Genomic DNA, 13,074 nt, shown 5'->3' on the forward strand with positions numbered 1-13,074 from the left:
GCTCAATGCTGCGGATTTAAGGTCATGATCCGCAGCTTCTGCCACAATAGCCATTCCGAGGTTCAGGGCTTCAAGCTCTTCGACCGTCAACGTCAAAGGCGGCAGTGTGATGGCGGAGGGGATGAGATACCCAACACCACGTTCGCCCTAAAACGGGACACCTGATGCGGCCAATGTGTCCATGTCGCGGTAGATTGTGCGGGTGGAAACTTCAAGCCGCTCTGCAATGTCCTGCGCGCGGTGCAATTTCCCGTCACGCAGGATTTGGATAATGTCAAATAGGCGATCAGTACGGCGCATGGCGAGACACTGCCACCGGGACGTGATCTAGTCCATCTGCATCACGACCCGTGCGTGGCGAAGTTCGACCGTTTCATCGGCCATCATCGCGAAAAACTTTGCGAACTCAGGGCGTTGAATGGCTTGGGCTTCGGTTGCCTTGGCCGCTGCCAGTGACGTCCAGAGGATGTGGTCGGTCCATACGTCGTTTTCATCCACGGACAGGCTGCGCGACACAACCGCCCCGGTACTGCGCAAAAAGGCTTCGGTTTTCTGTGCTGCGGCCAGGGCGTCTTGCGTCGCGATGCCTTCTTTGAGTTTGTAAGTGACGATTTCGGCAATCTGGCCACTGCCAGACCCGCCCCTCGCCAAATCTGCTGCGGCAAACGCGATAAGGGGGATGAAAAAGGGAAATATGCGCATAACTGATTCCTTTCATTGTTTTGCGATGCGCATGGACATGACAGGGAGCAACTGACATAAACCTGTCAGTTGGGTGCGCAAGGTTAGATTTTTATCGTTATTGCGAGCCAATTGCGGTGCCTGACCCGGCTTGAAGGCTTTCAGCCAGGACCAGAAATTCGTAGAGCTTCAGACGACGTGAGCGTTTTTAAGTCAAACGCAAGAGATAAGGGAGAACGAAGATGTTAAACAACATTGGCCTGCCGGGCCTTTTGCTGATTGCGGTTGTGGTGCTGGTACTCTTTGGGCGGGGTAAGATTTCTAGCCTGATGGGAGAAGTCGGCAAAGGGATTACCTCCTTCAAGAAAGGCATAAATGAAGGGCAGGACGAGATTGCCAACGCCTCTGAAGAAGTCAAGGACGTGACCCCCGAGACCGAAAAAGACAAGGTCTAAAAGATGTTCGATATTGGCTGGACGGAGATGCTGGTCATTGGCATCGTCGCTCTGATCGTGGTGGGCCCGAAAGATTTGCCTGTGCTGTTCCGTAAAGCGGGGCAGGCAGTTGGCAAGGCAAAGGGCATGGCGCGCGAGTTCAGCCGCGCAATGAACGATGCGGCAGATGAAACCGGCATGAAAGACGTGGCCAAAGGCTTCAAAGCGGCCACAAACCCAATCAATTCAGCCATGGATGGGGTTAAATCCGCAGCCTCGGATCTCGGCAAACTCGATCCGGAAAGCGAGACTGGAAAGCTGGCTGCCAAACGCGCCGAACAGACCAAGAAAATTCAGGCGGCAACTGCCCGTGCTGCTGCAGATCGAAAGATGAAAGAGGCGCAAGAAGCGCAAGCCGCAGCGGCGAAGCTTGAAGAGGCGCGTGATGCGGAGCCCACACCCCCTGCGAAGAGTGACACATGAGCGCATCTGATGACATTGACGACAGCGCAGCGCCGCTGATCGAGCACCTTGCGGAACTGCGCACACGACTGATCCGGTCCGTGCTCGCGTTTCTGGTGGGTATTGTCCTGGCTTTCGTATTGGCGGAGCCAATCTTGCAATATTTGTTGGGCCCAATCGAGGCCACATTGCGGGACTTGGGCGATCCGGCCCCAACTTTGCAATATACATCACCGCAAGAATACCTGTTTACGCTTTTCCGAATTTCGATGGTGTTTGGCTTTGCTCTCGCCTTTCCGGTGATCGGGTTTCAGATGTGGCGGTTTGTGGCGCCGGGACTTTACAAGGCGGAAAAAGGCGCCTTTCTACCCTTCTTGCTGGCGTCCCCGGTGATGTTCTTTCTTGGCGCGTCTTTTGCGCATTTGGTAGTGACCCCACTCGCGATGCAATTCTTCTTGGGATTTGCCGATGTGTCTTCGATCTTTGCAAACTTGCTGTCGGGAACAGTGTCGGACTTACCTTCCGATGCAGCCGTAGTTCCGGAAACCAAAGACGGGGTGCGCATCACCTTTTTCGGCAAGGTCAATGAGTCACTCGATATAACTTTGAAATTCATCATGGCTTTTGGCTTGTGTTTCCAATTGCCGGTGCTTCTTACCTTAATGGGCAAAGCGGGCTTGGTCAGCGCCGAAGGACTGGCCAATGTGCGCAAATACGCTGTCGTTGCGATTTTGGTCTTGGCAGCATTGGTGACACCACCCGATGTGATTACCCAAGGCATCCTGTTCGTGGTGGTTTACGGGCTTTATGAAATGTCGATCTTTCTAGTGCGGCGCGTTGAGACAAAGAGAGAAGCACGTCTGCGGGCAGAGGGCTATTACGACGACGAGGATGAGCTTACGTGAGCGACAACCCGATCGAAAGGATCGCGGCAGCGCTGGAGCGGATAGCGCCGGTGCCACAGCCGACCCCCGACTTTTCAGGGGTTTCTGCCTTTGTCTGGCACGTTGGCCCGGATCGGTTGGAGCCTGTGACTGAGGTCGCGCAGATCGACTTGTCTTTGCTTATTGGTGTGGATCGTTCCCGGGATACGCTGCTGGCGAACACGGATCAGTTTGCCCGCGGTCTGCCCGCAAACAATGCTTTGCTTTGGGGTGCGCGAGGCATGGGAAAATCCAGCCTTGTAAAGTCGATACACGGCGCAGTTCATGCAAAGCATGAAAATCTGCGGATCATTGAATTGCATCGCGAAGACTTACCCTCTGTCGGTCGATTGCTGAACCTACTGCGGGACGCGCCCTACCGGTTTATCCTGTTTTGCGATGATCTCAGTTTTGGGCATGACGACGCCCACTACAAAAGCCTCAAGGCTGTTTTGGATGGTGGGATCGAGGGACGGCCGGACAACGTTGTCCTTTACGCCACTTCAAACAGGCGGCATTTGATGCCACGCGATATGATAGAAAATGAACGCAGCAATGCAATTAATCCGTCAGAAGCGGTTGAGGAGAAGGTGTCTCTTTCTGATCGCTTCGGGTTGTGGTTAGGTTTTCATCCCTGTGATCAAGACCAGTATCTGGAGATGATCCGGGGCTATTGCACAGCTTTTGGCGTCCAAATCAGCGATGAAGATATGCGCGCCGAAGCGATTGAATGGCAAGCGACGCGCGGATCAAGATCCGGTCGCGTTGCCTGGCAATACTTCACGGATCTAGCGGGTCGTCTGGGCGTATCTTTGCCAAGTTGATACCCCCTTGTTTCGATCGCATAATGGCCGCCATGTCGCGCTATTGGAACTGTGTCTTCTCTGTAGGTCGTACACCTCACAGCCGCACATCGACTGGATTTGCGGTGTTGCGAGATCTGGTCTCGAAATGGCGTATATTTACATTGACTACGCAGGATAGCCGTCTGTTATTTTTCGGAAGTTTTGCTCTCTTAAAGTGGCAGTGATGTCACCTTAGGTAGGGCATCGGATCGACACTGTCGAAACCTTTGCGCACTTCGAAGTGTACGTAAGCTTCATCACCGTCGCGCAGTTCGGCGATCGATTGCCCGCGTGTGACCTGGTTACCTTTTTTGACGGAAACATCCGTAACATTGGCGTAGACTGTCAGCAATTCAGGATCGTGGCGGATCACGACAATCGGCACACCATCGGCGCTTTTTGTGATGGCGGCAACAGTACCGTCATCTGCAGCTTTTACCTCTGTCCCTGCCTTGCCTTTGATGTTGATACCTTCATTCTTGCCTTTGGCGTATTCCCGAATGATTGAACCGTCGATCGGGAAAACCATGGCTGCGTCTGACGTGGATTTCGTTTGTGCGCCCACGTCTACTTTTGGAGGTGGCGTTGCGATGGCAGTCGATTCCGGTTCAGGAAGCGGTTTTGTGGCGCTCGGCGGTGTTGGTGTCGGTGAACCGGCGCCGGGTTGTGTAACGGCAGCGGCACCTGCCGAAGCTTCCGGAACAGTTGCCGGAGCGGATTGTTTTGCCACTGGAATAAGAAGGAATTGGCCTTCGCGGATGGCAAAATCAGACCCCAGACCGTTCCATTCGGCTAGAGATTTCACGGGAACCTTGTATAGGCGCGCGATGGTATATGCCGTTTCTCCACGCTCGACCTTGTGGCGCGTCGGTTCATCGCCGGTTTGAGGTGCTGGTGCTGTCTGAGCGGGCGGCAGAGCCGCAGTCCGGACGCCTTGCGTTTCAGGAGCACGATCGATGGCATCCCCGGCCAACGTATCTATGTCGACGCCACTGTTCTGTATCGCGCCTGATCCGGCCGCACCTGTTGCTGGCGAGGATTCTGCGACCCTGTTGGGCAAGGCAATCACTTCGCCGCTGCGCAAGGGTACATTCGGGGCAATGCCATTGAAGCGCGCCAATTCCGGTGCGCTGACGCCGAGCCTCTGAGCGACTGATTCTATTGTGTCGCCGCGTTCAGCAACAGCCACCTGATAGTTTGGATATGAAATAATACCACGCGCATCCGGATTGGGCCGATCGGCCGTGGCGACGCCTGTGGCAGCCTCTGCAGTGCTGAAGTCGCCCAAGCCACCGCGAAGGTCGAAATCCAGTGGTTGGCCGCATGCGGTCAAAGCGACCATTGCGGTCGCAGTCATCAGTAAAAGGCGCGCGCGGCTGCGCGGAATGGCATGGGTCATCTGCTTGTCCTCAGTCTGCCGTGGGCACGCATTGGTTGCTCCAACGCTTTATGGGTGGACTATAGCAGCTTATCCGTCCTTTCCCAAGCCTTCGAGCAAGGGAACAAAGCGAACTTGCCTCAATTCTTCGTATTCAGTGCCTTGAGGTGTTTTGCGCACGACAATCAGGTGTTGAACCGCATCGGACTGACCCACAGGCACAACCATGATTCCGCCCATTTTCAGCTGTTCCATCAAAGTGCCTGGAGGATCTTCAGCTGCAGCAGTGACGATGATCCGGTCAAACGGCGCCTGATCGGGCAGTCCAAAGCTGCCGTCTCCGGTGATGGCCGTGATGTTTGTCAGATCCAAGTCGTCAAAGATATCGCGGGCCTCGCGGACCAAACGGCTATGCCGATCGATTGTGTAAACGCGCCGCGCAAGTTTGCTGAGGATAGCCGCCTGATAACCAGAACCAGTACCCACTTCGAGTACCTTGTCGCGCGGACTGATGTGCAACGCCTGTGTCATCAAACCGACGACAGAGGGTTGGCTGATGGTCTGACCGCAGGCAATGGGCAGGGGCATGTCCTCGTAGGCGCGTTCCGAGAAAATACCGCGAATAAAGGGGCCACGGTCGATGCTTTCCATGGCAGAGAGCACGCGTTTATCGGTGACGCCCTTCGAGCGGAGCGCATACAGAAATTGCATCTTGCGTTCCGCGTCGTCGTTCATGTGGCAATGCCCGCCAGAGAACGCATCATTTCGTGGGCAGTCAGATCCGCGCGCATGGGCGTCACGGAGACATAGCCTTCCAGATTGTCCGCAGCATCTGTGCCTGGCGCCGTGGCGATCTGCTGGTTTCCGCCTTTGATCCATAGAAACCGACGCCCCGAAGGTGACGCATGTGGTTCAGTCGAAAAACCGGTACCGGGCCGTTTGCCCTGTGTCGACAGTCGGATGCCCTTGACGTCCGCGCTGGGTACAGGCGGGAAATTTACGTTATAGAACAGGCGGTATCCGCTGTCTTCGTCGGGTGTATGCGCCAGAATACGCCGCACCACGTCGACCCCATAGTGCGCAGACGCCTCGAATGGGTTTTCTGCCTGTGCGTTTTTGGGGCCGTAGTATTGCGAGAGAGCGATCGCGGGCAAACCTTGCAAGGCTGCCTCCATAGCGCCGCCGATGGTGCCAGAATAGAGTGTGTTTTCTGCAGAATTGTTCCCCCGATTCACCCCGGATAGCACCAAATCCGGCGGCGCATCTTTCATCACATCATGTAATCCCGCGAGCACGCAGTCGGCCGGCGAGCCCTCGGCGGCGAACCTGCGCGGGCCAAATTCACTGATCATCATCGGATGCGTGTAGCTGATACAGTGTCCGACGCCGGATTGTTCAAAAGCAGGCGCAACCGTCCAGACCTCGCCCGTGTCTCCGGCCAGTTCTGTCGCGATGGCTTTCAGCACCTTGAGGCCGGGTGCGTTTATGCCGTCGTCATTTGTAATGAGAATGCGCATGGTTTAGCCTTTTCCGCATTGATAGGCGAGGGTCGTTCACGCGGCAAGGGCGCGCACCGCAGAGCGCGATTTTTATGGACAGATACGGCGTTATAGTTGTGCGAGAAGCGCAGTTGCTGCCACCAAAGGGGGTGTAAGGGCTTTTCTGTCCTCTCCCGGATAGAACCGGGCGCGTGTGGCGGTTGGCATCGGTGGCGGGGTCAGAATGGTGACCTTTGGACCTGTTTTCTCGGTCTCCTTTTGCCAGCTTTTTGCCAGTGCGATCTGTGCAGCTTTCGTGGCGCCATAGCTGCCAAAGAACTTGGCACCGGCCTGCGGGTCATCGAAAAACACGGCCTGTCCTGACTGGCCCAGGAGCGGCGCCACGTAACTGATCAGCGTAGCAGTCGCAGTAACATTCCCGGTGACAGATTTGGCGAAATCCTTGGCGTCAATGTGGTTCGCTGGGGCGAGTGGAGCTGCATGCACAGCCGTGTGGCACCACAAGTCGAGGCCGTTCCAACGCTCAAAAATTCCGCGACACAGCGTCGCCATAGCTTCGGCATTGGTGACATCCATTGGTGCCAGTGTGGCCGAACCACCCTTGGCTTGAATCCGGTCATCAAGTTCTTCCAGACCGCCCGTGGTTTTGGCGACGGCGATGATGTGATGCGTGGGCGCCAGGGCTTCGGCCAAAGCCGCGCCCAAACCGCGCGATGCGCCTGTGATAAGTACTGTTTTTGTCATGCGGCGGTGATGGTCGCGATTAGCCGGCGCGTCAAGCAGTCTTGCGATGGTATGTGAGCGTTAGAAAGGCGCAGTGCTCGATTGCCTCAGCCGGCGGCGGGGTGTCGAGATCCATGTGCATGGCGCGATTGCCAGCGTAAGTGAAAGCGCTCGGGTGATCCGACTTCATCCTTTCGAGCAGAGTGGTTTGGCAATGCACATAGAGGCTCAATCGATCCGGGGTTGCGCGTGCCCAATTGCAGCGCAGTGTCGTGCCAATACGCGGCCTGGCAGGTGACCACGCCGGTTGCCCCCACTTCAGTGTTTCCGCGATTGGGCCAACCTCGGCCTGATTGGCCATATGGTGCACCGACTCACGAATGACCGCAAAACGGCTGCGCGCCGCTTCGGGCCAGTTTTGAACGGTCAAGGAGATGTCGTCAGGCATTCGGTTCATGGGATCATTTTGCCCCTTTTGTCCTGACAATTGTCGTCAGTATTTGGCTATTCTGCAGCTTTCATCTCGAAACCGCTTTCGATCTGGTCCGCGGGTTCTACGGGGTACTCGCCAGAGAAGCAGGCGTCGCAATACTGAGGCTGCGCGTTGTTGCGCCCTTTGGTCTCGCCAACTGCACGGTAAAGCCCGTCGAGCGATATGAACCGTAAGCTATCAACCTGCAGATGTTCGCGCATTTCGTCTTCCGACATGGTGGCGGCCAGCAGTTTTTCTCGTTGAGGCGTATCTACACCATAAAAACAAGGCCAGGCAGTCGGCGGCGAGGCAATGCGGAAGTGAACTTCGGCGGCACCCGCATCCAGGATCATTTCCTTGATTTTGCGCGACGTTGTTCCGCGCACCACGGAATCATCCACCAGGATAACCCGTTTGCCACGAATCAAAGCCCGGTTCACATTAAGTTTCAGGCGCACACCCATGTTTCGGATCTGCTCTGTGGGTTCGATAAATGTGCGCCCCATGTATTGGTTGCGAATAATCCCCATTGCATAGGGAATACCAGATTGCAGCGAATACCCGATGGCTGCCGGTGTTCCGGAATCCGGCACAGGGCAGACCAGATCGGCGTCAACAGGCGCTTCTTTTGCCAATTCACGGCCAATTGCCTCACGGGTCTCGTAGACGGATCTGCCACCCAATATACTGTCGGGCCTGCTGAAATAAACATGTTCAAATATGCAAAACCGTGGCTTTTGCGGGCGGAAGGGAAAATGCGATTCGACACCTTTGTCCGTGATGACGACCATTTCACCGGGCTTGATCTCGCGTATGAACTCGGCACCGATGATATCCAAAGCGCAGGTTTCAGAACTCAAAGCCCATCCGTCACCCACACGTCCCAGAACCAACGGACGGACGCCCAAGGGGTCGCGGACCCCAATCAGCTTGGTGCGGGTCATGGCAACAACCGAAAACGCCCCCTCAACGCGGCGCAACGCGTCTTCCATACGTTCTGGAATTGTGCGCTGCAGGCTGCGCGCCATCAGGTGAATGATACACTCGCTATCGGAGGAAGATTGAAAAATCGACCCGCGTTCGATCAATTCGCGACGCAAGGCATTGGCATTGGTGATGTTGCCATTATGCGCAATCGCGGCCCCGCCCATGGCGAACTCACCGAAGAAAGGCTGCACATCACGGATCGCCGTCTGACCTTTTGAACCAGCCGTTGAATACCGGACATGACCGATGGCCAGGGGCCCGGGCAGGGTTTCCATGATCTTTTGCGATGTGAAGTTGTCGCGCACATATCGAAAGCGCCTTGCCGACTGGAAACCGTGTTCGACATGATGCGAGACAATGCCACCTGCCTCCTGGCCGCGATGTTGCAGTGCATGCAAACCCAAAGCTACAAAATTGGCGGCGTCCACCACGCCAACCACACCGAAAATGCCGCATTCCTCCTTGAGTTTGTCTTCGTCATCGGCATCACGCAGATAAGACGTATCGAAAGGGTGTGCAGCGGGCATGATTTTGGACAACGGGGCAGCTCCGAATCCGATGAGGGATGACACCGCTTATGTACGGCGTCATGCAGTGCATGTCACCAAACTATCACGTTGGAAACAACGATTGTCGCCCGGTGGCAACTGTTGCGGCACGTTTGACGCGAAGTCAGCCCGTTTTGCGCGCAATGCGTTGGGGCAGTCGCACTTTAGCGCGTGCTTTGGTGATGGTCCCTGGCAATGTGAAATGCACTTTGCATCCATCACGGTCTGTTTTATCTTGCACGCGAATGGAACCGCCACGCGCGCGCACCAAACGCCTGACACTCAAAAGGCCGTACCCTTTGTCTGCACGAAAGAAGCCTGCATCCATCAAAACTGGTGCGGTGTTTTTAAATCCTGACCCATTGTCTTGCACTTCGACTTTGATGGTATCGATGCCGCATTGCCGCACATCGACGTCAATGGACAAGTGGTCCCGCTGCCCATGCTTCATCGCATTGTCAAACAAATTTCGCAAAACAATGTGGAAGGCGTTTTTCTCGCCAAGAATGATCATATTTGGCCATTTGACCTGATGTATGCCGCGAGGGTCCAACACGTCGACAATGTTTTGGCACAAAGCTCCGAGATCAAACTTGGCGGGTTTTGCCGTTGTGCGCATGTCTTGTGTATGGGTCAGGATGTCGCGAAGCAAATCACCGGATTTGGCAGCTACGTCTTCGAGAAGGTCGAGCAATTCTAATTTGCCGTCGCCACGGTCTTCAAAACCTTCGCGTAGCATCTCTGCAATGATCGAAATGTTCCGCATGGGGGTGCGAAGATCATGTGCAGCCAGTGCAACGAACTGTTCCGCCTCTTGGCCTGCAGTTGTCATGGATGTGTTGGTGTGTTTGGCTTCAGCTCTGTAAGACGCGTCTGTTCTCGTACCGATGATCTGCTGGAGGCTGCCTTCTGCACTGTACTTCGGGATCAGAGTGGTGCGCTGAAGTGATGATTTGTTTGACGAAAGCGCTTCGTGCTCATAGGCGACGGTGTCGCGCTTTTTGGCAGCACTGCGGTAGTGTTTGTCTTCGGCATCTGCAAAGTCAGCGGGAAAGAGATCGTGAACTGTTTGTCCACACACCAAATCGCTTCGCAGGCCACTTTGTTTCTCTGCCGCAGAATTCCAGACAACATAGCGGAGGACACCAGAGTCGTCGGGCTCGAGCACGAAAACCGGCGCGGCGATATCATCAAAGCAATGAGAAAATGTCTCGGTCACGCAGGCCTCTGGTCTCGTCGGTCGCGCGGATGTTAAATGTATTCACCTTAAAGTAGAGTTAAAAGCTGCCGATTTTATGGATCCGAGATGAACCCTGAAATTCACGCACCGCAGTTTCCGACAAGTGTCTCATATTGCTGCGTTATCCAGCCAAGTGCCTGCTCTGGCTCTGAGTTCTGAATCTGATCCGATATCTGCGCAAAAACAATTGCGGAGCGGCTTTCATCGACCACTGTATAGGTCTCGCCCGTGACAATGGTTTCATAGACAAAAAACGCGATCGCAACTAGCAGGACACCCCGCGCAACGCCAAATACAAATCCAAACCCCTGATCGATGCCGCCAAGTGCTGAGCGCTGAACGATGGAGGCAAAAAGTGGAGTGAAGAGCGATACCACAATCAAGGCGACCGCAAAAACCAGTGCAAATGCACCGATGATAGACAGCTCGCAGCTATCTGCCAAAAACTCACCAACAACTGGAATTTCACGGACCAATGGTTCGACCTGTGGAGCAAAGAGGAACCCCAGAACCGCAGCGGCGATCCAGCCAACGATCGCCATGACCTCGCGTACAAGACCGCGACCATATGCCAGGAGCGCCGAGACAATGATGACCAGCGCTACAACGCCGTCAATGATGGTGAAACCTTCCATAGTCTTCGCAGCCTTTCGTGCCCGTGCCTAGCCGGCACCAAATATTTCGCCCACAAATCCGGTTAGATCGCCCATCGTATTGAGCGATATACCGTTTACGCCTACAGGTTTGCCACCATTTGGCGCGATTGCGCCGGTGAAACCAAGTTTTTGCGCCTCTTTCAACCTGTTTTCGGTCTGTGTCGCTGGGCGCAAGGCTCCAGAAAGACTGATTTCGCCAAAAACAACGGTATCTGCGGGCAGGGCAGCGTCTTCCCGCGCGCTCAAAAGGGCGGCAGCTACGGCCAGATCAGCGGCGGGCTCGGAGACCTTCATGCCGCCAGCGACATTGAGATAGACATCAAGCCCGGCGAAAGGAATACCGCAACGGGCCTCTAGCACGGCAAGGATCATCGCAAGCCGTCCGCCGTCCCAACCCACGACGGTGCGACGTGCTTGAGAATGGGGAGACGGTGCGACGAGGGCCTGAAACTCGACCAGAACCGGGCGTGTTCCTTCGACGCCTGCAAAAACAACCGAACCGGGCGAGGGTTCCCCGCGTTCGGACAAAAACAAGGCGGACGGGTTGGTGACTTCGGCGAGACCTTGTCCGGTCATCTCGAACACGCCAATCTCATCCGCTGGACCAAAGCGGTTTTTCACTGCGCGCAGGATGCGGAACTGATGCCCGCGCTCGCCTTCGAAATAGAGCACCGTATCAACCATATGTTCGACCACCCGGGGGCCGGCGATCTGGCCCTCCTTGGTGACATGGCCCACCAGCACAACCGAAACACCCTTGCGTTTCGCGAAACTGGTCAGCTCATGCGCGGCCGCGCGGACCTGGCTCACGGAGCCTGGCGCGCTTTCCACATTGTCCGCCCACATGGTCTGAATGGAATCAATGATCGCCAGCTGCGGTTTTTCCGCCTCAAGCGTTGTCAGAATGTCGCGCAGATTGGTTTCGGCGGCCAGTTTGACCGGTGCATCGGCCAAATCCAGTCGTTGTGCGCGCATGCGAACTTGGGCTGAAGCTTCTTCGCCGGAGACATAGATGGTTTTCAGGCCGGAGCGCGCAAATTGTGCCGCAGCTTGCAGGAGCAGGGTTGATTTGCCGATGCCTGGATCGCCCCCTACGAGGATCGCGGAGGCCGGAACCAGACCGCCGCCAAGCACACGGTCCAATTCGGCAATGCCCGATTTTGTACGGGGTGGCGGGGCCTCTTCCGTTGCAAGGTCTGTCAACAGAATTGACGCGCCGCGTTTGCCACCCAGCGACTTTGCCGGGCCTTTCGATATACCCGCGTCTTGGGATATGGTGTTCCACTCGCCACAGGCCTCGCATCGCCCGGCCCACTTCGTGGTGACATTGCCGCATGCGGAACAAGAGAATGAGGGGGATTTGGCCATGGCACTTGATGCCCCAGCGGGCCCGGGACGTCAAAGGCTAAAGTGGGCTTACTCCGCTGCCAGATTGGCCAGGCGCACGACGCCTCCTGCGTTTTGCTCGGATGTTGCCGTTGACCCTTTTGGACGCTTGATTTCTGGCAGGATCTCTTCAAGCTCCGCGATCAGGTGGTTCAGTTGAGACTGTGCCACGGCCTCATCCAGCTCCAACCGGTTGGACCATTGATGGATGTCCATATGGAGCGCTTTAGCGTTATCGAGACGTTCTTGAAAAACCGCCATCTCGCGCTGACGCTGGAGTAGAAAATCGCGCGCGCGGTCGACTTTTTCATCGGCATAGGTCTGTGCCAGATCGCAGCTGATCCGGCTCATTTGCGCGGCCAGTTCCAGAATATCGGGTTCAAGCGTCTCCAGATCAGGATGGGCGCGCAAATGCATCATCCGTTCCTTGACTGCATCAAATTCAGAAGCTGCATGAAACAGCCCGCGCCGGTCTGCGGCATGAGCCAATGCATAGGCCCGTGCGACATCCTCCATGCGCAACGCAAAGCTGTGATGGGCATGTTCCAATTTCATGACCCGCCTATGGGACGGCAGGAAAAAGCATAAGGATACCGCGAGCGCCGTCAGTAAAAGCTGAGCATACGTGCCCGCGTGCTGCACAGGCACATCGTTTAAGGACAGCGGCAGGTCAATCCAAGGCAACAGGCCAAATCCGGCCAGAACAGAACAGGTGACCAGCGCAACCGCAGCCAGCGCAATCCACGCAAAAGAAACAGCCTGCAAAATTGACTGTAGGGCGGACAAGTGTGGGCGCAGCAAATGCATGTCTCGAATACTCCACGAAAATCATTAAGTCGG

At 55.7% G+C, this 13,074-nt stretch carries 15 protein-coding genes and 1 pseudogene; 4 read left to right on the plus strand and 12 right to left on the minus strand.

Going from position 1 to position 13,074, the window contains the following annotated elements:
* Together AB8B75_RS11980 and AB8B75_RS11985 are read right to left on the minus strand one after the other, a co-directional pair.
* A pseudogene (locus AB8B75_RS11980) lies at positions 1 to 300 on the minus strand (helix-turn-helix transcriptional regulator); the annotation flags it as partial.
* Positions 301 to 327: 27 nt separating this feature from the next.
* Positions 328 to 702, minus strand: coding sequence for a hypothetical protein (locus AB8B75_RS11985; protein WP_405362525.1), 375 nt, complete (start codon positions 700 to 702; stop codon positions 328 to 330).
* Positions 703 to 923: 221 nt separating this feature from the next.
* On the opposite strand from AB8B75_RS11985, the gene tatA reads away from it, so the two are divergent.
* The 4 genes from tatA to AB8B75_RS12005 are packed head-to-tail and all read left to right on the plus strand — an operon-like array spanning position 924 to position 3,324.
* Positions 924 to 1,136 (plus strand): twin-arginine translocase TatA/TatE family subunit, encoded by a 213-nt coding sequence (tatA, locus tag AB8B75_RS11990; RefSeq protein WP_405362526.1) that lies wholly within the window; start codon positions 924 to 926, stop codon positions 1,134 to 1,136.
* 3 nt (positions 1,137 to 1,139) lie between these two features.
* On the plus strand, positions 1,140 to 1,598 hold the full coding sequence (gene tatB / locus AB8B75_RS11995; RefSeq protein WP_405362527.1) for a Sec-independent protein translocase protein TatB: 459 nt from the start codon (positions 1,140 to 1,142) through the stop codon (positions 1,596 to 1,598).
* Positions 1,595 to 2,482, plus strand: coding sequence for a twin-arginine translocase subunit TatC (locus AB8B75_RS12000; RefSeq protein ID WP_405362528.1), 888 nt, complete (start codon positions 1,595 to 1,597; stop codon positions 2,480 to 2,482). Before tatB ends, AB8B75_RS12000 begins: the two co-directional genes overlap by 4 nt.
* On the plus strand, positions 2,479 to 3,324 hold the full coding sequence (locus AB8B75_RS12005; protein WP_405362530.1) for an ATP-binding protein: 846 nt from the start codon (positions 2,479 to 2,481) through the stop codon (positions 3,322 to 3,324). Before AB8B75_RS12000 ends, AB8B75_RS12005 begins: the two co-directional genes overlap by 4 nt.
* Positions 3,325 to 3,532: 208 nt before the next feature.
* Here AB8B75_RS12005 and AB8B75_RS12010 read toward each other — a convergent pair whose 3' ends face one another.
* From AB8B75_RS12010 to AB8B75_RS12055, 10 genes are all read right to left on the minus strand, one after another.
* A complete protein-coding gene (locus AB8B75_RS12010) occupies positions 3,533 to 4,744 on the minus strand; it encodes a LysM peptidoglycan-binding domain-containing protein (RefSeq protein ID WP_405362531.1) in 1,212 nt (403 codons plus the stop codon).
* Positions 4,745 to 4,813: 69 nt separating this feature from the next.
* A complete protein-coding gene (locus AB8B75_RS12015; protein ID WP_405362533.1) occupies positions 4,814 to 5,458 on the minus strand; it encodes a protein-L-isoaspartate(D-aspartate) O-methyltransferase in 645 nt (214 codons plus the stop codon).
* Positions 5,455 to 6,240 carry a 5'/3'-nucleotidase SurE gene (gene surE, locus AB8B75_RS12020; protein WP_405362535.1) on the minus strand — a complete coding sequence of 262 codons (786 nt, stop codon included), beginning with the start codon at positions 6,238 to 6,240 and terminating at the stop codon, positions 5,455 to 5,457. Before surE ends, AB8B75_RS12015 begins: the two co-directional genes overlap by 4 nt.
* 90 nt (positions 6,241 to 6,330) lie before the next feature.
* Positions 6,331 to 6,966 (minus strand): SDR family NAD(P)-dependent oxidoreductase, encoded by a 636-nt coding sequence (locus AB8B75_RS12025; protein WP_405362536.1) that lies wholly within the window; start codon positions 6,964 to 6,966, stop codon positions 6,331 to 6,333.
* A 31-nt stretch (positions 6,967 to 6,997) separates the two neighbouring features.
* Entirely contained in the window at positions 6,998 to 7,402 is a 405-nt protein-coding gene (locus AB8B75_RS12030) for a hypothetical protein (protein ID WP_405362538.1), read from the minus strand.
* A gap of 47 nt (positions 7,403 to 7,449) precedes the next feature.
* Positions 7,450 to 8,931 carry an amidophosphoribosyltransferase gene (gene purF, locus AB8B75_RS12035; protein ID WP_405362718.1) on the minus strand — a complete coding sequence of 494 codons (1,482 nt, stop codon included), beginning with the start codon at positions 8,929 to 8,931 and terminating at the stop codon, positions 7,450 to 7,452.
* Positions 8,932 to 9,076: 145 nt separating this feature from the next.
* On the minus strand, positions 9,077 to 10,171 hold the full coding sequence (locus AB8B75_RS12040; protein WP_405362540.1) for an ATP-binding protein: 1,095 nt from the start codon (positions 10,169 to 10,171) through the stop codon (positions 9,077 to 9,079).
* A 101-nt stretch (positions 10,172 to 10,272) separates the two neighbouring features.
* On the minus strand, positions 10,273 to 10,827 hold the full coding sequence (locus tag AB8B75_RS12045; protein ID WP_405362542.1) for a CvpA family protein: 555 nt from the start codon (positions 10,825 to 10,827) through the stop codon (positions 10,273 to 10,275).
* A gap of 27 nt (positions 10,828 to 10,854) precedes the next feature.
* The gene (gene radA, locus AB8B75_RS12050; protein WP_405362544.1) at positions 10,855 to 12,216 is read right to left on the minus strand and encodes a DNA repair protein RadA; all 1,362 of its coding nucleotides are present in this window, start codon (positions 12,214 to 12,216) and stop codon (positions 10,855 to 10,857) included.
* Between the two features lie 48 nt (positions 12,217 to 12,264).
* Positions 12,265 to 13,041, minus strand: coding sequence for a DNA repair protein (locus AB8B75_RS12055; protein WP_405362545.1), 777 nt, complete (start codon positions 13,039 to 13,041; stop codon positions 12,265 to 12,267).
* Positions 13,042 to 13,074 lie beyond the last annotated feature (33 nt).

Source organism: Roseobacter sp. (assembly GCF_045106495.1).
In the GTDB taxonomy this organism is placed as follows: Bacteria; Pseudomonadota; Alphaproteobacteria; order Rhodobacterales; family Rhodobacteraceae; genus Roseobacter.

What these genes read in the sequence shown, in the direction of transcription:
- AB8B75_RS12015 (WP_405362533.1), bottom strand. Translation starts at nt 5,458, where the DNA reads ATGAACGACGACGCGGAACGCAAGATGCAATTTCTGTATGCGCTCCGC.
- AB8B75_RS11985 (WP_405362525.1), bottom strand. Translation starts at nt 702, where the DNA reads ATGCGCATATTTCCCTTTTTCATCCCCCTTATCGCGTTTGCCGCAGCA.
- surE (WP_405362535.1), bottom strand. Translation starts at nt 6,240, where the DNA reads ATGCGCATTCTCATTACAAATGACGACGGCATAAACGCACCCGGCCTC.
- AB8B75_RS12045 (WP_405362542.1), bottom strand. Translation starts at nt 10,827, where the DNA reads ATGGAAGGTTTCACCATCATTGACGGCGTTGTAGCGCTGGTCATCATT.
- purF (WP_405362718.1), bottom strand. Translation starts at nt 8,931, where the DNA reads ATGCCCGCTGCACACCCTTTCGATACGTCTTATCTGCGTGATGCCGAT.
- AB8B75_RS12000 (WP_405362528.1), top strand. Translation starts at nt 1,595, where the DNA reads ATGAGCGCATCTGATGACATTGACGACAGCGCAGCGCCGCTGATCGAG.
- AB8B75_RS12025 (WP_405362536.1), bottom strand. Translation starts at nt 6,966, where the DNA reads ATGACAAAAACAGTACTTATCACAGGCGCATCGCGCGGTTTGGGCGCG.
- AB8B75_RS12030 (WP_405362538.1), bottom strand. Translation starts at nt 7,402, where the DNA reads ATGAACCGAATGCCTGACGACATCTCCTTGACCGTTCAAAACTGGCCC.
- AB8B75_RS12010 (WP_405362531.1), bottom strand. Translation starts at nt 4,744, where the DNA reads ATGACCCATGCCATTCCGCGCAGCCGCGCGCGCCTTTTACTGATGACT.
- tatA (WP_405362526.1), top strand. Translation starts at nt 924, where the DNA reads ATGTTAAACAACATTGGCCTGCCGGGCCTTTTGCTGATTGCGGTTGTG.
- tatB (WP_405362527.1), top strand. Translation starts at nt 1,140, where the DNA reads ATGTTCGATATTGGCTGGACGGAGATGCTGGTCATTGGCATCGTCGCT.
- radA (WP_405362544.1), bottom strand. Translation starts at nt 12,216, where the DNA reads ATGGCCAAATCCCCCTCATTCTCTTGTTCCGCATGCGGCAATGTCACC.
- AB8B75_RS12055 (WP_405362545.1), bottom strand. Translation starts at nt 13,041, where the DNA reads ATGCATTTGCTGCGCCCACACTTGTCCGCCCTACAGTCAATTTTGCAG.